Raw genomic sequence first — 18,172 nt, forward strand, 5'->3', positions numbered from 1 at the left:
CGCTTTTAAATTTACAACCCAAAAGCCTTAAAATTTAAAATCCAAATCCGCTCGCTGCGGAATTCTGCGAAATTGCGAAATTTGAAATTCCTTGAAGTTGCAAAATTCCGCGAGGCTGCCGTTTGAAATTCGCCTTTCAAAGCATAAGGCTAAGCAGCAGCAAAAATCCGATGAAGCTTAGAGCGTTGCCGAAGGAGCCGCCGATGTGATCGCCTAGCTGCGTCAGCACGAGCGCGCCGCCTAGACGCAGACCTATTTGTAACGCCACGCTCGCGATAAAATCTATCACGCGCCGAAGTCCGCTGCGCGTATCACCTAGCTTCATGCCGCGGCTTTGATTCCAAAGCCCGCTTACGCGGTAGTCTTTGTAGCGAGCGCGGAGAATATCGCCGTTTTGCAGCTCGAAGCTCTGCGAGGCGTCCTTTGTCTTAGCGGGCGCCGCGATTTCGGCGGAGCGGACGGAGTTTATAGAATTTGCTGCGTTAGTAGAATTTGCAGAGCTTGTGGAATTCGCTGATTTCGCAAAATTCTTAACGCTTGCAGAATTTGTGGAATTTTCTGCGTCTAAATTCTTAAATTTCATGCAATTTTCGCCGTCCGCAAGCTCCGCTAAATTTTGATCTGCGCTTAGCGCGCTGGAGACGATCTGCCGCTTGCTATCGCCCGATAAATACAGCCCGTCCAGCGCGAAGCCATAATAATAAACGTCGCCGCTTTGCAGCACACGCACGCCGCTAGCATAGCCCTCCGCTTCGCCGCTTCGCTTGGGCTCTTTGGAGTGCGGAAGCGCTGCGAATATGCGCCCAAACTTTGCGGCGCGCCAGTCTCTTCGCATAAACTTAAAGCTGCAATACGCAAAAGGCGCGAGGATGAGTAGGGCTAGCAGTCCGGCAGGAGCCCTTGCATCAAAGATAAAGATTATGCAGTAGATGCTCATCGCGGTCAGCACTACGCCGAAGGCTGCGAATATTGCGGCGAGTACCGTGCTACCGGCGTCCCTCCAGCGCTGCGCGCCTAGGCTTAGATTAACGAAATCTAGCGGAAGGGCGGAAGCAGTGGAGTTTACCGAAACGCCGCCACGGCTCTCGCGGGTAGAATTTAAAGAGGCGGTGCCGCTTAAATCTTTGCAATTAAAACTCGAAGTATAAAGTTCAGTATTAGCGTTCGCCTGCTCGTGAAAGCCTTCGCGGATTAGGCTCAAAGCGGCGGAATTTATACCGCTGCGATCTTTATTTGATAAATCAGATACCGCAGAATTTTGACGTGCACTTGTCGCGGTATCGCTATGTGCGTCGCAGTCTGAATTTGTGGCGGTGGAATTTCCGCTGTTTAGAGCTTCGCAGCTAGGGCGCGGCACGGAATTTGCGCCGCTTAAATCGGCGCCGTTTAAAGCGCTGCAGATGGAATTTGAGCTCGAAGCCTCATATATCACCGCCAGCTCGTCGCCCTCGCGTATCGGCAGATAAAGCCCGTCGCGTTTTAAGTCTAAATTTCCCGCAAAGCGCAAGCCCTCCAGCGTAAAGCTAAATTTCGCCGTGTCTGCAGCCGCGGGCTCCAGCTTGAAATCCCTAGCCGTGCCGCGAGCAAGCTTGATACGTCGCGACGAAAAAAATTTAGCAAAGCCCATGCGCGCCTTTCAGATCTCGCAAAATTCCTCCGATCATTTCGCGGCGGATTTTTTGCGGATCTTAATATTGATGAGCTCAACAAGCAGCGAAAACGCCATCGAGAAGTAGATGTAACCCTTAGGTATGTGAAAGCCCAGCCCGTCGGCGATCAGCGAAACGCCCACCAAAATCAAAAACGCAAGCGCTAAAATTTTGATCGTCGGGTTTGCGTCCACGAAGCGCGCGATCGCGCCGCTAGCGAGCATCATCACGCCCACGGCGATGATCACTGCGAGGATCATCACGGGCAGGTGCTGCGCCATGCCCACGGCGGTGATGACGCTGTCGAGCGAAAAGATGATGTCCAAAACGGCGATCTGCACGAGCGTGCCGCCGAAGCTTGCCTTGCCGCTGCTAGCGCTGCGCTCGTGTGCCTCTCCCGTGGCGCTGGAGTGGATCTCGAGCGTGGATTTGACGAGCAGAAAAAGTCCGCCGCCGATCAGCACGAGGTCGCGTCCGCTAAAATCGCGCGCAAGCACGCTAAATAGCGGCTTGGTTAACCCCATGATCCAGCTTAAGCTAAGAAGTAGCAGTATGCGCGTGAACATCGCAAGCGCGAGTCCCATTATACGGGCGCGTCCGCGCTGCGCCTCGGGCAGGCGGCCGCACAAAATCGCGATAAAGATGATATTGTCGATGCCAAGCACGATCTCAAGCCCCGTGAGCGTAGCCAGGCTGATCCATGCCTCGGGTGAGGCGATCCATTCAAACATTGGTTTCCTTTGGGTGAAATTTAAGCCGTGATGATAGCGAAAGTTTGGTTAAAATTTATAAATTTTACCGCCTTCGTGCGCGAAACTGCGCGGGGAATTTCGCGTCTGATTTCGCACGAAATTCCAAGCCTCGAATTTTAAAATTTTTGAGTTTTGATACAGCGCGAATATGACTAAATTTAGCATAGATCGGAATTTTAATTTATTTAGTGCGGCGTGGCGCGCGTTTGCTTTATCGAAGTTCGTTTTGAAATCCGCGTGCAGCTAAAGCCGCACAGGCGGCATATCTCGATCGAGGTTGCTGATAAAGGAGCGGCAAATTTCAAAATTTAAAGATAGGTGCCGCGGTAAGTAAATTTTGATGACGGGCGCTGCAATGCGGGCAAGCTAAATTTTGGCGCTAAATACGCACAAAGCGTGCAAAGTTGGAATTTAGCGCCGAATGCACGCAGAAGGTGCGAGGTCGAAATTTAAGCGAGCGCATCCTAAACAGCGCAAAAAAAATCACGGTAAAAGAAATTTCATTAATCAAACAGCGAGGGTTGCAGCGATTTGATCTTGTAGCTTGCGCGGTGAAAAGGCGTGAGCCCGTACCGCTCGATCGCCGCGATGTGCGCGCGCGAGCCGTAGCCTTTGTTTTGCGCGAAGCCGTATTGCGGGTAGCGCCGCGCGAGCTCGTGCATGACGCGGTCGCGCGTGACCTTGGCGAGAATGCTCGCCGCGCTTACTTCGGCAATTTGCGCGTCGGCCTTTATGAGCGTCTGAAGCCCGCGTACGCCGAGGTTTGCGTTGCCGTCGTAGATGATCTGTCCGCTAAAACCCGCAAAATACGCGAGAATCTGCTCAAGCGCCGATCTTAGACACGAGCTTAGGCCCGCCTCATCGACCTGCGCGCTTGAAATTTCGACGATTTTGTAGCGCGAGCTTTCGATGATCTGGGCGTAGAGCTCCTCGCGCCGCTTCTCGCTTAGCTTTTTGCTATCGGCAAGCCCTGCGATTTCGCGCTGCAGCACGCAGCCCGCGACGCAAAGCGGTCCTGCAAGACATCCGCGCCCCGCCTCGTCGATGCCGCAAATCTGCCCGCTCACTGCGCGTCCTTTCGCACGACGGGCACGGCCCCACTTAGCAGGTCGTGTAAGTTCAGCCTGTCTTTGCGAAAAAAGCAGATCAAAAGCCCGATGATGCTAAAGCCCGCGAATACGAAGCAAGCAAAGCGAGCTAGCGCCCTAAAGAAGCTTACCTTGCGTCCGCTGCGAATGTCGATGAGGTAAAGCCCCGCGAGCTTATAGCCCGGCGTCTGGGCACTGCGGGCGTAAAATACCGCGCAAATAGCGCCGTATGCGAGCCAAATAAGCGCGATCGCAGCTTGGTTGCGCCACAGAGCCTCTTTCGAGCCCAAGACGAGATAGGTAACGCCGTAGAATAGGGGCATCGCGATGATGAAAAGATCGACGATGAAGGCCTTTACGCGCAGAAAAATCGGTGAAATTTTAGCTTTTTGTTTTGCCATTTTGATCCGTTTTAGATTAAATTTTAAAATTTCGGCGCGCTAAATTTAGAGCCGAGAGGATAAAATTTAATCTCGTTGCGGTTTGTTAGCAGCAAATCGGCGCCTAGTTTCCGCGACTACCGGGCTTGATCGCCTTGCTTCCAGCGGCACAAAGCGGGCAGGTCGCGGGCTCGTAAATTTCAAACTCGAAATTGCCTAGCGCAAAAAACGGCTTATCTGCGGGCAGCTTTGCTCCCGCTTTGGCGGCGCTGCCAGTTAAATTTGCGACCTTACAAAATCCGCGATTGGCAAGCGCGGCAAAGCCCACGACCTCGCCGCCGAGGTTTTCGATGAGCCTTGCGCTCTCAAGAGCCGAGCCGCCCGTAGTGATGATGTCCTCGCAGACGATAAATCTCTCGCCCTTGCGCACTTCAAAGCCACGGCGCAGGCTCATTACGCGTTCGACTCGCTCGGTAAAGATGAAGCGCTTTTTCGCCGCGCGAGCTAGCTCGTAGCCCGCTAAAATTCCGCCCAGTGCGGGCGAGCAGACGCTGTCAAACTCCACGCCCGCTTTTTCGATGATTGCGGCAAGTTCGTCTGCGAGCTGTCCCGCGAGCTGTGGATCTTCAAGCACTTTGGCGCTTTGCAGATAGAATTCCGAGTGGTTGCCGCTTGAAAGCAGAAAATGCCCTCGCAGATATGCGCCGCAGTCGCGATAGATTTTTTCTATATCCACAGCTCAGACCTTCAAAAGCTCGGCTTCTTTGGCCTTAACTGCGTCGTCGATCTTGCTTGAGTAAGAGTCGGTGATCTTTTGCACCTCGTCGTAGCCTTTTTTGGCGTCGTCTTCGGAGATCGCTTTGTCTTTTTCGAGCTTTTTGATCTCGTCGTTGGCGTCTTTACGAACGTTACGAATGCCGATTTTGGCCTTCTCGCCCATTGCTTTTGCTTTTTTAGCGTTTTCTTGGCGCTGCTCTACCGTCATCGGCGGGAAAAATAGCTTCACGCTCTCGCCGTCGTTAGTCGGATTGACGCCGATATTCGCCGCTGCGATCGCGCTTTCGATCGCCTTTAACATCGGCTTTTCCCACGGCGTGATCGAGATCGTAACCGCATCGGTCGAAAGGACGGTCGCGACCTGATTTAGCGGAGTCTGCGAGCCGTAATAATCCACGAAAATATGATCCAGGATCGCCACGCTTACCTTGCCAGTGCGTAGCGTCATAAAATCCTTTTTCAAAGCCTCGATAGCTCGATCGCCGTTTGCTCTTTGCTCTTTGTAGATAGCTTCTAGCATTCAAATCCTTTAAATAAAATTTGCGAAATTATAGCGTTAAAAAAATAAGAATAGCATTTAAAAGCGCGGATTTTGCGCTTTTAAATTTTAAAATTTAGAGTTTATTTGGTTGTGTTTTGATCTGCGGAAGTAGCGCTGGCATTGGTATCGCTTGATGCTTGCGACCGAGCAGGCGCGCTAGCTGCGGTAGTGTCGGTCGCAGGAGCTGCTGGTGCTTCGACTTTCGTATCCGTCGCATTGGTCTCGCCGCTAATTATGGAATTTGACTCGGTATTTGCCGGAGCGAAATTAGGCTTTGCACCAGAAACTGGGATGGACGGCACGCCAGGGACAGCGTTTGGCACGGATTTAGTAACATTTGCTTCGATCTTGACGCGATCGACTACGGAAGATTTAGCATCTTGCTGATAGAAATACGCAAGCACAAGTGTATTTATCACGAATAAAATTCCCATTGCAGCGGTAAATTTAGCTAAAAACCCCGCCGGACCCTTCGCTCCAAATAAGCTTTCGTTGCTTCCGCTATATGCGCCAAGCCCGATAGAAGAACTCTTTTGCAGCAAGACGGAGATCGTAATTATCACGGCGAAGACGACTTGTAAAACCAAAAATAACGTAGTCACTATAAAAACCTTTTGAAAAAATTGAATTCGCGATTATAATAAAAGATTTATAAATTTTAAGTTAAGAGTGCACCGCACGAAGCGGTGCATAAAATTTAGTCTCTGCTTGCGCCGAAAATTCTTAGCAACGAAAGGAAGAGATTGTAGATGTTTAGATACATATCTACGGCAGCCATTATCGGTGAAGTGTAGGTGCCGTTGATGATATTTTTAGTATCGTAGATGATATACATCGAAAAGATTAAAGCCGAAAAAGCTGAAATTGCTATATCAAGCACGGTGCTTTTGAAAAAGAAGTAGTTTAAAAGGCTTAGCACGATAATAGCCACAAGCGATACCAATAGCGGTTTGCCCCAAGAGTCGAAATTCGTCTTTGTATTCATCGCATAAACGGTGAGAGCACCAAAAGTAATCGCCGTAGCCACAAACGCATGCGTTACCACATCTCCCGCGCCTGCTGCGATATAAATAGCGATCAATCTACCTAGAGTAAGACCGGTAATAAAGGTAAATGCAAAAAGCAAAACCAGCGCGATCGTATTAGCGCCGCGATTTACAGCTGCTTGCATACCGAAGATCAGCCCCATTAAAACTACCAGATATAAAATCGGATGAAGAGCCAAGCTCACGCCGAAACTCATCGCCACAAAAGCCCCTGCTGCCGCAGCTATCATCGAAGCGGTTAGAAGCGCGTAGGTTTGTTTGATAGTCTGAGAGATTCGTCCTTGTTCTAGTGATGCGTCCGATAGCTCATAGCCGTCCGCGTAATTTCGTCTGTCGTATAGACTCATATTTTTCTCCTTCTTTTGATTTATGAGCGGGGAGTTTAGCGAAAATTTGGTAAATATATAATTAAAAATTCCCAGAATTCTATCTATTTATGAAAGTAATATATAATTCCCGACTTTTTTAAGGAGAAAGTATGCCCAGCCAGTTAATAAATGGAGCTATTAAATTTATGGAAGAAAATTTTGCCGAGCATGCCGAGCTTTTCGGAAGTCTGGCAAATCATCAAAAGCCCCACACGCTTTTTATCGGCTGCTCCGACTCGCGCGTGGTGCCGAGTCTAATTACCTCGACTCTTCCAGGAGAGCTTTTTGTCGTGCGAAATATCGCAAACGTCGTTCCTCCATACCGAATTAGCGAGGAATTTTTAGCGACTACCTCAGCGATTGAATACGCGCTGTATTCGCTAAATATCAAAAATATCATCGTTTGCGGGCACAGCAACTGCGGAGGCTGCGCGGCGCTGTTTTATGACGCAAAAAAGCTCGAAAAAATTCCAAACGTAAGGCGCTGGCTAAATTTAATGCAGCCTGTAAAAGACGAAGTCGAAAAGCTAAAAGACCTCGGCGCCGACAAGCGCGAGTGGATAACCGAGCGGCTAAATATTATAAATTCCATGCAAAATTTACTTAGCTTTCCTGGCATCAAAGACGCCTATAAAAACGGCGAGATTAAAATTTACGGCTGGCACTACGTCATCGAAACGGGCGAGCTATTCAACTACGACGACGAAGGCGCGCATTTTACGCTATTAAATAAGGGAATGGATTATGAAAAAATCTATAATCAGCTTTTTAACGATTAGTCTTTTTAGCGCCGCTTTAGCGTTTGCAGACCTCAACACGACCGGCGAGGGAAGCTTTGTAGAGACAAATTCTTCTACTCCAGAGGCAAATCTTACTTTAGAAAACAACAAAACCGAGATCAAAAAGGAAGTCGCTAAAATTCTATCCAAATCCCTCGGTGCGGAGGATGGCAATAAAACTGAAGTAATAAATATGATCGCAGAAAAGGTCGCCAAAACGGAGACTTCGCAGAAAAAAGCTCCTAACGGCGAGACGCTTATCTCTGTAATCAAAGAGATTAAAAAGCTAAATTTGCAGCGCAGTTCTTTGCTTAACGGCGGCGACGCCAACGCGAGCAAAAACGAACTGGACGCCATCGATCGCAATAAAGCTAAGCTCTTTGATCGCCTGCCTTTTGCGATTACGCAGCAGGATATGGATATCGAAAGCATAATGTCGTATGCGCAAAATAAAAAGAACATCCAAACTACGCTAAAAAAATACGCTAAAAAGCAGAGCTCTCCCGAATACGTAAATGCAAGCGCGGATTTGGAAAAAATGGAGATGGCAGAGATCTTTTATACCTCACTTATGAAAATTGAGGATATGTTTGTAAACGGCGCAAGCAGAAGCGCGCTTGAAAGCGAGCTAAGTAGCACGCTACTAAATATCCAAACTAGAGATTTTAGCAAACTTAATGATTTGAAAAATAATCTAAGCAGTCAAGAGCAGATAGACGCCCTAGAATCTAAAATCAACGATTTGAAAAACGACAAACAGACCTACGACGAGGTGCTTACGTATCTGTCGCGAAATAGCGATCTACTCGCAAGCAGCGTGGTTTTTACGAGCTTAAATTTTAAATCGGTGATTGATTATATCAACGATAAAATTCCGTTTAAGCTCAGCCACGTAAATTTCGGCAAGCTCATTCTAATCACGCTGATTACGCTATTTTTCTACTCGCTTCGCAGGCTGCTTGCCAACATCATCTATTTCGTATTTAAATTCTTTAATAAAAGCTTTTCACTAGATAGCGAAACTCTAAAAACGCAAGTAGTAGGCATTATCAAGCGTCCGATGGGTATTTTGCTGATTGCTTATTCGGTCGATATCTGTCTTAGTATCTTTTATTATCCGGCGCCTGTGCCGATAAAATTTGCAAATTTATTCTCGATCGTTTACGTGGTGCTTTGGGCATGGCTCATTATCGAAATTATCGATGGTTACGGTATTGTCGTGCTTGGAAACATCACGAAAAAAGGCGTCAGAAAAGATATCATAAATCTGGTTGTTAAAATTCTATACGTCATCGTAATCATCATCGCCGTGCTTTTGGTGCTAAAGCGTCTAGGCTTTGACATCTCGGCGCTTATGGCATCTCTTGGAATCGGCGGACTCGCGATCGCGTTTGCGACTAAGGACATCATCGCGAATTTCTTCTCATCCGTGATGCTATTATTTGATAATTCATTCTCGCAAGGAGACTGGGTCGTATTAGGCGACATAGAAGGAAACGTCGTAGAAACAGGCTTTAGAAAGACAACAATCAGAACCTTTGACAATGCTCTTGTTTTTGTGCCGAATTCCAACATAATGGCGCAAAATATCAAAAACTGGAGCCGCAGGAAGGTAGGGCGGAATTTAAAACTTACCGTGGGCGTCGAATACGGCGCGAGCACGGCTCAACTGCGAAAGTGCGTAAATGACATCAAAGAGATGCTAAAATCTCACCCGGGCATCGCTCAGTCCGCCGATACAGCATTAAATTCTAAAGATTTTCGTATGCGCTATAGACAAAATATGGTCTCTATCGACGATTTAGCAGGCTATAAAAGCACTATGTTCGTGGCGTTAGATAGCTTTGGCGATTCGTCCATTAATATTTTAGTTTACTGCTTTACAAAAACCGTAATATGGGCAAATTTCATCCAAACTAAAGAGGATGTTTTATTTAAAATAATGGAGATCGTGGAGCAAAACGGACTATCGTTTGCCTTCCCATCGCAGAGCGTTTATATCGAAAATATCCCGGAAATAGCAAGCGAATGCGTAAAATCAAAAGTAAATTCCAACGACAAAGGAGAGCAAAATGGCTGATTTCGATGATTTCGAAGACGAAGAGTTCGATGAGGACGAATACGAGGACGATGATTTAATCGGAGGCGACGAGAGTTACAACTACAACTACGACGAGGATGATTACAGCTACGAAGACGACGACGGTTTCAACGATTATAGCGATTTGGATAGCGAGGATTATTAGTAGTGTTTAGATCCAGGGCGCTGCCTTTCGATCCGCGCGCGAATAAAATCGCTAGCTTGCAAAGCTTGAAATTCCACCACGGCGGGCTTTGCGAGAACTACATCTCCACCCTAAATCGAGACATAGCGGACACGCCGATACAAAACGCGGATCTTTTTACGATCATCACGCAGTCTTTCAGGGAGGCGCGCGGCGAGGAGTGCGAGTTTTCGCAAATTTCAAAGCTTTATCAAATTTGCCTAGGTTTTAGCCGTATTTTTAACAATGCCTCTGAAATTTACAACCACGATTTTTACTTCGATTGTATCGCACAGCCAAGCGAGCCTAGCGGCGAGCTGGAGGACGCTTTAGCGCAGGCTTTCGGCGGGATGGAAAATTTTAAAAGCGAGTTTTTAAAACGCGCGCTGGGGTTTTTTGGCAGCGGCTGGTGCTGGCTCGTGTGCGATGAGCGCGGCGCAAATTTAGAAATCATCACGACGCAAAATGCGGACACGCCGATCGTGCATGGTAAAATTCCACTTTTAGCCTGCGATCTTTGGGAGCACGCCTACTACATAGACTATCAAAATGCGCGCAAATCCTACGTGGAGAGCTTCTTGCGTTTTGCGGATTTCGACTTCGCAAGCGACGCCTATTCGTGGGCGAAAAAGCAAGGACTTAGCTCCGTGAAGCTCTACATCGGCGAGCTTCATCCAGCCGCATCTTCGCGCTGCGATTGCGGCTGCTGCGGGTAGATTTGGGCTTTTGCCGCGCAGCCTTTAGTGCTGTGAAATTTCTAGGCTTGCTATCTCGTCGTGTGCTAAATTTATAAACATTTTTCGCCTTTTGACGCCCGTTATTTTACCTTGAGAATACTGTGCCGCGTAGCCCGTGGCGTCACAAGACCTTAAGGCTTGCTGTCTCGTCATATAAAATTTACGTGGATTTTGATCTTGAGCTCATTTGGCGTCTGCGGATTAAAATTTAAGATTTTTAATTTGAAGTTTATTTGACTATAGTTCACCGCTCGTTACGCGCCAAATTCCGAATGTTTCTCCTTTTCAGCGCTTATATCTTGTGCGCAAATACCGCGTTACACAGACCTTATGTGAAATTTCGCTTATCTAGCTCTGCTTTCTTAAAATTTCCACTGCCCGCGTATTGAAATTTAACGCTACGAGCGAGTATCTTGCAAAATTTTAAAGTTGCAAATAAGCCCATGAAATTTTCATACCGAAATAAGCAGCGCATTCTTTGCTTCCGTAATTATATAGGGAGACGCTCTCTGCCTCCCTGCCTTGTTCACCCATGCCCTATTCGTAAAATTTTGTTTAGTAAAGCGGTCGGCAAATTTTATATATCAGCCAGCTAAAATTTTGCTGCGCCAAAGGCGGGGTGCGGCGGGTTTAAAATTTACGCCCGAATAGCACAGCTTGCGGCTTGCGGGCTAAATTTAACGGAAATCGATCGTCGAATTTATCCTTTCGGCGGTTAAAATTTTAGCGCCGTTTCAGCTTGAAATTCTGCTTTAAATTTTAAAATTTGTGCCGCGCCAAAGTTAGCTCGTCATGCTGAAAAAAGGAGCCGTATCGAAAGCCAAGTTATGCCACGCCGGACGCACCCGCACACTACGTGCGCCAAAATATGGCACGGAATTTTAGCCACATCAGCTTAAATCGTGCGACGAGCTGCGCTGCACGAGACCTCGTTAATTAAAGCGCCGAGCAGTATCGCGCCGTGTAAAGCCGCTCGGCGTAGAATTTTACTCGTTTAAACGCAGCACGCCGCTCTACAAATACAAAGCCACATCATTTAAAGACAGCATTTGACGGCGCGGTATGTATAAGCCGAAAACAAAAGCGCAAGGCTGCGCTCGATTGAAATTTTAAGCTGCACTTCAAAAATAAAGCCATGCTCGCTCGAAGCGCAAAGTCGTGTCTGTTTAAAGTGCGGAGCCGCGTCCTAATCAAAATTTGTCCGAGACGTAAGCCACGCTCAATCAAAACAAAAAATCCCGCTCGCTTAAAGCATGAAGCCGTAAGTACTGAAAACGCGAAGCTGCAGCCGCCGAAAACTCAAAGTCGCGTCTGCTTAAAATTTTAAAATTTAGCCCGCTTTACTCCCTTGCTAGCCCGTTTTTATCGGATTTGTCGCTGATTAGTTTGCCGCTTTCGTCGTATTTTTTGGCGCGCACGAGCCTGCCGCGCTCAAACTCGCCCTCGGCTTCGAGCTTGCCGTCTGCGTAGTAGTGCTTCGCCGTGCCCGTCTCCAGGCCATCCTTGAACGTAACTCTAGCCTTGAGCGCGCCGTTTTCGTGGTATGTTTCGTATAGCCCGTGTTTGCGCCCGTCTCTGAACATTACCTTCGCCGCAAGCGCGCCGCTTGCGTAGTACTGCTTACTCGTGCCCGTTTGTCTGTCGCGCTTAAACTCGTATTCGCCCTGCAGCGCGCCGCCTTCGTAGTATTCGCGCACGGCGCCGTCGCGCTCGCCGTCTTTAAAATTTTCGACTACGCGCGTCTTGCCGTCTTCGTAAAACAACTTCCAAACGCCCTGTTTGCGGTCATCCTTGTATGCGCCGGTCTGCCTTAGCGCGCCGTTTGCGTGATACCATCTCTCTACACCTTGCCGCTTGCCCCCTTTGTAGCTTCGCTCCCCGCGCACTTTGCCACTTTTGTAATAATCCACGTCCTTGCCATTTCGCAGCCCGCCCTTATACGTATGGCGCGCGCTTACTTCGCCGCTTTCGTAGTAGTCGGTGAAAACGCCCTCGCGCCTATCCGCTTTATACGTGCCCTGCTGCTTTAGCTTGCCGCTTCCTTGATAATACAGCTTGTAAAAGCCCTCGCGCTTGCCGGCTTTGTATTCGCTCTGCGACTTTAGCTCGCCGCCGTCTGCGTAGTAGCTCTTTGCGACGCCGTCGTACAGGCCGTTTTTTAGCGGATATTCGTTTGAGGGCTTATCTCTGCCGTCAAAGTAATCGCGCTGAAGCACCGCAGTGCCGTCCTTTACGTCGATCTCGCGGATAAGCGTCGGCGGCAACGGCTTTGCTCTGGGGTAGACGACGCCCATAAAATTTACGTCGTAGAGATCCTCGGCGCTATAGTGCAGCACCTTGAGCGTCCCGCTATAGGGCTTGTCCGCTACGAAATACAGACCGTTTTTCAGGACCGGCTCGGGCTGCATTACGATTTTTGGCTCCAGAGCTTGCGCGCCTAGCGCCAAAAACGGAAGCAGAAGCAGGAACTTTAATGCGCTTGGAAAGCTAAAATTTCGCATTAAATTTAAGCCCAAATTGAGCGAATTTTGCGCGGCTTTGCGGGTTTTCATATTTGCTTCCTTCGGCTCGGTTAAATTTAGAGAATTTTAAAATTTGAAGCTAAATTTTAGATAAATCCTCGCGGAGTTTGGGCTGCGGATTTGGTTTTGGGCGCTGGCGGATTAGCAAGTGCTTAGGGATTTGGCGGGCGCTTTGGACGACGATCGTTAAATTTAGCGGCAATTTTACGGCGCGATTTTATCTGCCGGCGGCGTAAGACGTGCCACACACGCGGGTATGGTTCTCATCTTTGAATTAAATTTTATCTCTACTGTAATTCGGGCGACTTGGAATTTTAAATTTAGCGCTTGCCGTAAGATGCGCGTAAGGCTGGCTAAATTTAAGCGGATAAATTTTACCGCTTGCGACTTGATTGTGTAAATTTTATTTGAATTTCACTTTTTTGCTAGGCGCGGTTAAATTTAACTCGGCACGCAAGCTGTGCCTGCAAGCTTATCGCGCGCTGTTTAACGGAGCTGAACGCTAAATTTCGGCGTACTTCAATACATCTGCGACGATCGTCCACTCGCGCACTAGCTTTTCAAAGCTAAAATTTGCATTCACAGGGCTCGTGGACGGCAGCTTGACGGGCTCTTTACCCGTTGCGTTTAAAATTTGAGTTTTTAGGTATTTTTCGCAGATTTCATGCGCCTTGCCGCCGTTTGCGAATACCTGCGCGATACGCGCGCCACTAAAGATCGGCTTTAAATTTGCAGGCACGACGGCGGTCATTTTGGCGTCACTCGAGCCCTTTGTTTCGCAGCAGATCGCAGCGTCGTAGATGGCGATGCCGCGGGCGAGCAGGAATTTTATCTTTTCCTCCGTGCTCGCAGGCGGCGGCGCGTTTAAAATTTGAGCTAGCACCCGCCAGAAGCGATTTTGCGGATTTGCGTAGTAAAAGCCCAGCTTGCGAGAGGGGGCGGAGGGGAAGGAGCCGAGGATTAAAATTTTAGAATTCTCATCGAAAATCGGCTTAAAAGGGTGGGTTTGGCTCATTTTACGCCCGCTTTGTATTCGCCGAAAACGCCCGTCGGAGCGCCATAAAATTTATATTTCATTTTCGCTTTATCTCTCGTAAATTTCGCAATTTCGCCCGCGAAGTAGCTTGGAGCTGAAATTGTGCGGCGGCAAAGATTTTAGCGCACTCGCTGTATAGCGGCGTGCAGTAAAAATTTTGATCAGCCCGCCTCGGCGCGCGATTTGGGTCTAAATTTCAACTTTTTAAACCACAAAATAGAGCTTTCGCAGCCGAATTTAACGTCTCGCAGCGGCAAAATTTTAACCCTCGCGGCAGTTAAATTCCGCCTGCCGCCACAAGCTGCCGCCGCAATCGCCTCTGAACCGCTGCGCGCTAAATTTTAGGTACCGAGATTACGCGCACGAGTTCGCCTTTTTTGAGCTCTTTGACCTCTAGCGGCGCGACGAGCAGGACGCTATCGTCGTCTAAATTGTTCAAAATCGCGCTGGAGCCCTGCTTTTTGCTTTGTAGGCTAACAAAAAGCCGCCCGTCTCTGTTTTGCAAGACGGCGGGCATAAACTCCATCCACGGCGTCTTTTTTACGTAGTCGTGATCTAGGATCGCGCTAAATTCCGTATTTTCGCGCATGCCGAAAGATCTTTGCAAATATACGCGCAGAAACAAAATGCACGTAATGAGCGCCGAGAGCGGGAAGCCCGGGAATGCGAAGATATATTTTTCGCCGGTTTTGGCTACGCGCACGTGGCGGCCAGGTTTGATCGCTGCACCTTTTACGATTAGCTCAAATTTTGATTGCAGCGTGCTTTGCACGAAGTCGTAGTCTCCGACGCTCACTCCGCCGCTGGTTAGAAGTATATCTGCGCTCTGTAAAGCCGATAAGATCGCGCCTTCTAGCTCTTTTTCGTCGTCGCGCGCGATCGGCATTATCATCGCTTCGCAGCCCAGCTGCGTTACTAAATTTGCAAGCGCGATGTGGTTGGAGCTGTAAATTTGAGCGTCATTTTCGAGCTTTTCGCCCAGATCCTTGATCTCGCTGCCAGTGGCTAGGATCGCTACTTTTGGGCGGACGAATACGCTTATGTGAAATAGACCAAGCTCCGCTAGCAGCGCGATCTGCGAAAAGCCGAGCTTCGTGCCGCCACGAAGTAAAAGCTCGCCCTCGCGGTAGCTCTCGCCCGCCGCGCGCACGGCAAAGCCCGCAGGAACGGGCTTTGTGACGACGATCTCGCTGCCTTGTACCTGCACGTTTTCGATCGGCAGAAGCGTGTCGCTACCCTCGCACATGAGCCCGCCCGTGAAGGTTTTGACGCACTCGCCCGCCTTTGCCGCGGCGCTAGGCATCTTGCCCGCAGGCGTCGTGCCGACGATCTTAAATTTCGCCCTCTCTCTTAGATCCGCGCCCTTTAGCGCGTAGCCGTCCATCGCGGCGGTCGGGCGGCGCGGAGTGCTAAAAGGCGCCGCGACGTCGCTTGCTAAAATACGCCCTAGCGCCTGCGTGATCGCGACTTTTTCGATGCGCGAGGACTTTTGCACCGTGCTTGCGAAGCGCTCCATCGCGCTTTCAAATTTTTCAAATTCCATCATTTGCCTCCTACGATTTTATAAATTTGATCTTCATTTATCAATTTCGAGTTAAATTTCACAACGAGTTCGCCATCGGTCTCGTAAATTTCAATAATGCCCTTTACGCCCTGTAGTCCGGAAAAATCGCCGCCTTTAGGAAAGTATAAATTCTTAAAAAGTTTTGGATCGCTCAGCCTAGAAAGTAGCACAAGCCAGATCACACCCAAAACCGCGACGCCAATGCCTAGCGCTTCAATGCCGATTTTGCCAAAAAGTGCGCCGCCGCATAGCCCGCCCAAAAAACTGCCAAAAAATCCGAACGAATTAAAAATCCCAAGTGCGGCGCCTTTTTGAGCGACTTTGGCAAATTTGGACGCAAGGCTTTGCATAATGGGTTCATGCGCGTTAAATCCCACGAAAAAGAGCATCACGCCCACCACGAAAGCGCTCGCTCCGCTAGCAAACGCAAAAATCAAATACGAAGCGATGAAAAAGCAAATGCCGATAAGTAGAATTTGCTTAGCTAGCGCGCGCTTTTCACCTAAAGCACCGCTCGCGCCCATCGCAGTAAAGCCAAAGACCGCGCCTAGAGCATAAATTTTAGTCAAATCACTTTTGGAAAGTCCGAATTTTTGCACGAGCAAAATTGGAATTAGAAAAAACGCTGCCGTCATGAAAGCTTTTTGAAAAAAATTCGTTAAATTCATAAGCATTAAATTTTTGTCACTCAAAAGTGAGCCGAGCGGGACCTTTTGGCGCAGGGAGCGGATATGCGGTTCGGTAGGTACTACGAAAAAAAGCAGCACCAAACATAAAAGCGTAAGCGCCGAACTTAGATGAAATAGGCTGGCAAGTCCAAATTTGGCGCTTAAAAGCGGACTTAAAATCATTGCTACGCCAAAGCTCACGCCTATCATCGCGCCCATTACAGCCATCGCCTTGCCGCGCTCTTCCTCTCGCGTAAAATCGCTAATTAGTGCGGTAGCTACGGCTCCTACAGCACCGCAGCCTTGCAAAAAGCGCCCAAAAATCATCGTATAAATGCTCTCGCTCGCCGCGCAAACGCAAGCGCCCACGATAAAAAGCGCCAGCCCTATCGCAAGGGTTTTCTTGCGCCCGATCTTGTCGCTTAGCACTCCAAATGGCGTTTGCAAAATCACTTGCATAATCGCGTAAATTCCAAAAAGTAGCCCCACTAGGCTTTCGTTTGCGCCGTGCAAGCTCAATGCGTACAGGCTAAGCACGGGCAGTAAAATAAATAATCCAAAAAACCTCGTAGCGATGATAAAACTAAGCGGAAGGACGCTTTTTAGCATAATCTTAGACCTCAAATAATATGAAATTTGCGCCGATTATAGCCAAAAATCGTAACGAATTCTTTGATTTTGGGTAAAATGGCGGCTTAAATTTAAGGAGCGAGGATGAAAATTTTACTTGCGACGAGTAATAAAAATAAAGTAAAAGAGATAAAAGAATTTTTCACGGAATACGACGTGTGTGCGCTCGGCGAGGTGCTCGATCCTTTTGAGATCGACGAGTGCGGCACGAGCTTTAAAGAAAACGCGCTTATTAAAGTTCGCGCAGTGCACGAGGCGCTAAAAAGTAAAAATTTGCAGAGCGAATTTTTCGTGCTAAGTGATGATAGTGGTATCTGCGTGGATGCATTAAGCGGGGCTCCGGGGATATTTTCGGCGCGCTTTAGCGGAGCGGGTGCAACGGATGCGAGCAATCGCGAGAAATTAGCAAGCGAGCTGAGGGCTTTAAATTTAGACTCCTCATCCGCGCATTACACCGCAGCGATCGCGCTAAAATGCGATTTGGGCGAGTTTTGCACGCATGGCTTTATGCATGGCACGGCGATAACGCAGCAGCGCGGGCAAAACGGATTTGGATATGATTTTATGTTTATTCCGCGCGGATTTGACCGCACGATTGGGGAGCTGCCCGCTGCGGTGAAATTTAAAATTTCACACCGCACGAAGGGGTTGGCGCTGATGCGAATTTTGTTGAAAAATTTAGAAAAACAGATGAGACTTGCTAAATTTCATTAAATTTAAAGTCGCAAAAAGCGGAATTTAAGAAAAAATATATATAATACGCTTTTCATTCAATCCACGAAAATCTTCGGAGCGTAGCGCAGGCTGGTAGCGCATCTGGTTTGGGACCAGAGGGTCGAAGGTTCGAATCCTTTCGCTCCGACCATTGTGGTGAGTTTAGCTCAGTCGGTTAGAGCATCAGATTGTGGTCCTGAGGGTCGTGGGTTCGATTCCCACAACTCACCCCACTTTATGCGCTCGTAGCTCAATTGGATAGAGCAACAGACTTCGGATCTGTAGGTTGAAGGTTCGACTCCTTTCGAGCGTACCACTGATTTGATATTTTGCGCTCATAGCTCAGTTGGATAGAGCAACGGCCTTCTAAGCCGTAGGCCAGAGGTTCGAATCCTCTTGGGCGTACCATATTAAGCTCATATTAAGAGCTTTTTGGCTAATATACGCTTTCTTTTTTGCGGATGTGGTGAAATTGGCAGACACACCAGACTTAGGATCTGGCGCCTCACGGCATGAAGGTTCAAGTCCTTTCATCCGCACCATCCATTCTACGCGTTCCGGATTAGCTCAGCGGTAGAGTAGGCGGCTGTTAACCGCTTGGTCGCTGGTTCGAATCCAGCATCCGGAGCCACTTGTCCTCAAAACTATTTTAATTTA

The 18,172-nt window shown here is 48.5% G+C and carries 18 protein-coding genes and 6 tRNA genes; 11 read left to right on the plus strand and 13 right to left on the minus strand.

What is annotated here, in order from left to right; genetic code table 11:
• Positions 1-136: 136 nt before the first annotated feature.
• The 8 genes from Q0460_RS07480 to Q0460_RS07515 form a co-directional block, all read right to left on the minus strand.
• Positions 137-1,627 (minus strand): hypothetical protein, encoded by a 1,491-nt coding sequence (locus tag Q0460_RS07480; protein ID WP_299086180.1) that lies wholly within the window; start codon positions 1,625-1,627, stop codon positions 137-139.
• A 33-nt stretch (positions 1,628-1,660) separates the two neighbouring features.
• Positions 1,661-2,380 carry a TerC family protein gene (locus Q0460_RS07485; protein ID WP_299086181.1) on the minus strand — a complete coding sequence of 240 codons (720 nt, stop codon included), beginning with the start codon at positions 2,378-2,380 and terminating at the stop codon, positions 1,661-1,663.
• Positions 2,381-2,904: 524 nt separating this feature from the next.
• Positions 2,905-3,468: a ribonuclease HII gene (locus Q0460_RS07490; protein WP_299086182.1), complete on the minus strand. Its 564-nt coding sequence runs from the start codon at positions 3,466-3,468 to the stop codon at positions 2,905-2,907.
• Complete coding sequence (locus Q0460_RS07495; RefSeq protein WP_299086183.1) at positions 3,465-3,890, minus strand: RDD family protein; 426 nt, start codon at positions 3,888-3,890, stop codon at positions 3,465-3,467. Before Q0460_RS07495 ends, Q0460_RS07490 begins: the two co-directional genes overlap by 4 nt.
• Positions 3,891-3,993: 103 nt before the next feature.
• The gene (gene pyrE / locus Q0460_RS07500) at positions 3,994-4,605 is read right to left on the minus strand and encodes an orotate phosphoribosyltransferase (protein ID WP_299086184.1); all 612 of its coding nucleotides are present in this window, start codon (positions 4,603-4,605) and stop codon (positions 3,994-3,996) included.
• 3 nt (positions 4,606-4,608) lie between these two features.
• Entirely contained in the window at positions 4,609-5,166 is a 558-nt protein-coding gene (gene frr / locus Q0460_RS07505) for a ribosome recycling factor (RefSeq protein ID WP_299086185.1), read from the minus strand.
• Between the two features lie 101 nt (positions 5,167-5,267).
• Positions 5,268-5,789, minus strand: a complete 522-nt coding sequence (gene secG / locus Q0460_RS07510; RefSeq protein ID WP_299086186.1) for a preprotein translocase subunit SecG — start codon at positions 5,787-5,789, stop codon at positions 5,268-5,270.
• Positions 5,790-5,884: 95 nt separating this feature from the next.
• A complete protein-coding gene (locus tag Q0460_RS07515) occupies positions 5,885-6,580 on the minus strand; it encodes a Bax inhibitor-1/YccA family protein (protein WP_299086187.1) in 696 nt (231 codons plus the stop codon).
• Between the two features lie 131 nt (positions 6,581-6,711).
• Here Q0460_RS07515 and Q0460_RS07520 point away from each other — a divergent pair, with 131 nt between their 5' ends.
• The 4 genes from Q0460_RS07520 to Q0460_RS07535 are packed head-to-tail and all read left to right on the plus strand — an operon-like array spanning position 6,712 to position 10,360.
• Positions 6,712-7,380, plus strand: a complete 669-nt coding sequence (locus Q0460_RS07520; RefSeq protein ID WP_297943776.1) for a carbonic anhydrase — start codon at positions 6,712-6,714, stop codon at positions 7,378-7,380.
• Positions 7,346-9,460: a mechanosensitive ion channel family protein gene (locus tag Q0460_RS07525; RefSeq protein ID WP_299086188.1), complete on the plus strand. Its 2,115-nt coding sequence runs from the start codon at positions 7,346-7,348 to the stop codon at positions 9,458-9,460. The genes Q0460_RS07520 and Q0460_RS07525 overlap by 35 nt, the downstream gene beginning before the upstream one ends.
• Complete coding sequence (locus Q0460_RS07530) at positions 9,453-9,626, plus strand: hypothetical protein (protein WP_005870938.1); 174 nt, start codon at positions 9,453-9,455, stop codon at positions 9,624-9,626. Before Q0460_RS07525 ends, Q0460_RS07530 begins: the two co-directional genes overlap by 8 nt.
• 2 nt (positions 9,627-9,628) lie before the next feature.
• Positions 9,629-10,360, plus strand: a complete 732-nt coding sequence (locus tag Q0460_RS07535; RefSeq protein ID WP_299086189.1) for a superoxide dismutase — start codon at positions 9,629-9,631, stop codon at positions 10,358-10,360.
• Positions 10,361-10,384: 24 nt separating this feature from the next.
• Here Q0460_RS07535 and Q0460_RS07540 read toward each other — a convergent pair whose 3' ends face one another.
• The 5 genes from Q0460_RS07540 to Q0460_RS07560 form a co-directional block, all read right to left on the minus strand.
• Complete coding sequence (locus tag Q0460_RS07540) at positions 10,385-10,534, minus strand: hypothetical protein (protein ID WP_299086190.1); 150 nt, start codon at positions 10,532-10,534, stop codon at positions 10,385-10,387.
• A gap of 1,187 nt (positions 10,535-11,721) precedes the next feature.
• Positions 11,722-12,933, minus strand: coding sequence for a toxin-antitoxin system YwqK family antitoxin (locus tag Q0460_RS07545; protein ID WP_299086191.1), 1,212 nt, complete (start codon positions 12,931-12,933; stop codon positions 11,722-11,724).
• Between the two features lie 472 nt (positions 12,934-13,405).
• A complete protein-coding gene (locus Q0460_RS07550; protein WP_299086192.1) occupies positions 13,406-13,918 on the minus strand; it encodes a DNA-deoxyinosine glycosylase in 513 nt (170 codons plus the stop codon).
• Between the two features lie 355 nt (positions 13,919-14,273).
• Positions 14,274-15,485: a molybdopterin molybdotransferase MoeA gene (locus tag Q0460_RS07555; RefSeq protein WP_299086193.1), complete on the minus strand. Its 1,212-nt coding sequence runs from the start codon at positions 15,483-15,485 to the stop codon at positions 14,274-14,276.
• Positions 15,482-16,780 carry an MFS transporter gene (locus Q0460_RS07560; RefSeq protein ID WP_299086194.1) on the minus strand — a complete coding sequence of 433 codons (1,299 nt, stop codon included), beginning with the start codon at positions 16,778-16,780 and terminating at the stop codon, positions 15,482-15,484. Before Q0460_RS07560 ends, Q0460_RS07555 begins: the two co-directional genes overlap by 4 nt.
• Before the next feature lie 105 nt (positions 16,781-16,885).
• Here Q0460_RS07560 and Q0460_RS07565 point away from each other — a divergent pair, with 105 nt between their 5' ends.
• The 7 genes from Q0460_RS07565 to Q0460_RS07595 all read left to right on the plus strand — a co-directional run bounded on the left by Q0460_RS07565 (position 16,886) and on the right by Q0460_RS07595 (position 18,146).
• Positions 16,886-17,515 carry a non-canonical purine NTP pyrophosphatase gene (locus Q0460_RS07565; protein ID WP_299086195.1) on the plus strand — a complete coding sequence of 210 codons (630 nt, stop codon included), beginning with the start codon at positions 16,886-16,888 and terminating at the stop codon, positions 17,513-17,515.
• A 74-nt stretch (positions 17,516-17,589) separates the two neighbouring features.
• A tRNA-Pro gene (locus Q0460_RS07570) sits at positions 17,590-17,666 on the plus strand.
• Positions 17,667-17,671: 5 nt separating this feature from the next.
• Positions 17,672-17,748, plus strand: a tRNA-His gene (locus Q0460_RS07575).
• A gap of 6 nt (positions 17,749-17,754) precedes the next feature.
• Positions 17,755-17,831 (plus strand) — tRNA-Arg (locus Q0460_RS07580).
• Positions 17,832-17,846: 15 nt separating this feature from the next.
• Positions 17,847-17,923: transfer RNA gene (locus Q0460_RS07585), tRNA-Arg, on the plus strand.
• A gap of 49 nt (positions 17,924-17,972) precedes the next feature.
• Positions 17,973-18,057: transfer RNA gene (locus Q0460_RS07590), tRNA-Leu, on the plus strand.
• 14 nt (positions 18,058-18,071) lie between these two features.
• Positions 18,072-18,146: transfer RNA gene (locus Q0460_RS07595), tRNA-Asn, on the plus strand.
• The last annotated feature ends 26 nt before the right edge of the window (positions 18,147-18,172 follow it).

The organism is uncultured Campylobacter sp. (assembly GCF_937980635.1).
Classification (GTDB): Bacteria; Campylobacterota; Campylobacteria; order Campylobacterales; family Campylobacteraceae; genus Campylobacter_B.

Excerpts from the sequence above, each read along its gene's own strand:
- Q0460_RS07480 (WP_299086180.1), bottom strand. The coding sequence starts at position 1,627 with ATGGGCTTTGCTAAATTTTTTTCGTCGCGACGTATCAAGCTTGCTCGC.
- Q0460_RS07485 (WP_299086181.1), bottom strand. The coding sequence starts at position 2,380 with ATGTTTGAATGGATCGCCTCACCCGAGGCATGGATCAGCCTGGCTACG.
- Q0460_RS07495 (WP_299086183.1), bottom strand. The coding sequence starts at position 3,890 with ATGGCAAAACAAAAAGCTAAAATTTCACCGATTTTTCTGCGCGTAAAG.
- frr (WP_299086185.1), bottom strand. The coding sequence starts at position 5,166 with ATGCTAGAAGCTATCTACAAAGAGCAAAGAGCAAACGGCGATCGAGCT.
- Q0460_RS07515 (WP_299086187.1), bottom strand. The coding sequence starts at position 6,580 with ATGAGTCTATACGACAGACGAAATTACGCGGACGGCTATGAGCTATCG.
- Q0460_RS07520 (WP_297943776.1), top strand. The coding sequence starts at position 6,712 with ATGCCCAGCCAGTTAATAAATGGAGCTATTAAATTTATGGAAGAAAAT.
- Q0460_RS07525 (WP_299086188.1), top strand. The coding sequence starts at position 7,346 with ATGAAAAAATCTATAATCAGCTTTTTAACGATTAGTCTTTTTAGCGCC.
- Q0460_RS07530 (WP_005870938.1), top strand. The coding sequence starts at position 9,453 with ATGGCTGATTTCGATGATTTCGAAGACGAAGAGTTCGATGAGGACGAA.
- Q0460_RS07540 (WP_299086190.1), bottom strand. The coding sequence starts at position 10,534 with ATGACGAGACAGCAAGCCTTAAGGTCTTGTGACGCCACGGGCTACGCG.
- Q0460_RS07545 (WP_299086191.1), bottom strand. The coding sequence starts at position 12,933 with ATGAAAACCCGCAAAGCCGCGCAAAATTCGCTCAATTTGGGCTTAAAT.
- Q0460_RS07550 (WP_299086192.1), bottom strand. The coding sequence starts at position 13,918 with ATGAGCCAAACCCACCCTTTTAAGCCGATTTTCGATGAGAATTCTAAA.
- Q0460_RS07555 (WP_299086193.1), bottom strand. The coding sequence starts at position 15,485 with ATGATGGAATTTGAAAAATTTGAAAGCGCGATGGAGCGCTTCGCAAGC.
- Q0460_RS07560 (WP_299086194.1), bottom strand. The coding sequence starts at position 16,780 with ATGCTAAAAAGCGTCCTTCCGCTTAGTTTTATCATCGCTACGAGGTTT.
- Q0460_RS07565 (WP_299086195.1), top strand. The coding sequence starts at position 16,886 with ATGAAAATTTTACTTGCGACGAGTAATAAAAATAAAGTAAAAGAGATA.